This is a genomic window from Colwellia ponticola (assembly GCF_005885605.1).
Taxonomy (GTDB): domain Bacteria; phylum Pseudomonadota; class Gammaproteobacteria; order Enterobacterales; family Alteromonadaceae; genus Colwellia; species Colwellia ponticola.
On the sequence record NZ_SZVP01000099.1, the window covers coordinates 1 to 460 of the forward strand.

1 pseudogene is annotated in these 460 nt (G+C 51.3%); it reads right to left on the reverse strand.

Annotation, left to right across the window (positions count from 1 at the left end):
• Window positions 1-460, reverse strand: a pseudogene (locus FCS21_RS16860) (oxygen-independent coproporphyrinogen III oxidase); the annotation flags it as partial.

Sequence of the window (460 nt, forward strand, 5' to 3'; positions counted from 1 at the left end):
TTTCGTTCTGAACGATCAGCTCCGGAAATCCGCTTATCGCTGAAGCTCCCAAGCCGATCAGACTATCGGATGGGTCGTCAGTGAAGCCCTGGAAGTTGCGGCGAAGCGTTCCCTCTTGTGCGGCAATCGCCATAGGATCATCTGGCAATGCGAAATGGTCGAAGCCGACGGGGTGATAGCTGTTCGAAGTCAGAAACTCGAAACCAGATCTTGCCATGTCGAACCGCATTTCGGCATCTGGTAAAGCTGCTGCATCAATCGCTTTCTGGCGCTTCACAATATGCGGCACATGCGCATATCCGAAAAGAGCAACACGCTCCGCACCGAATTGACGAGTATTCTCAAGGCTATCCAGAAGATCGTCATGGGATTGATATGGCAGGCCATACATCAAGTCGAAGTTGAGTGAAGTTACACCTGCATTGCGCAACCATTCAGTGCTGCGCCAAATCATCGTATC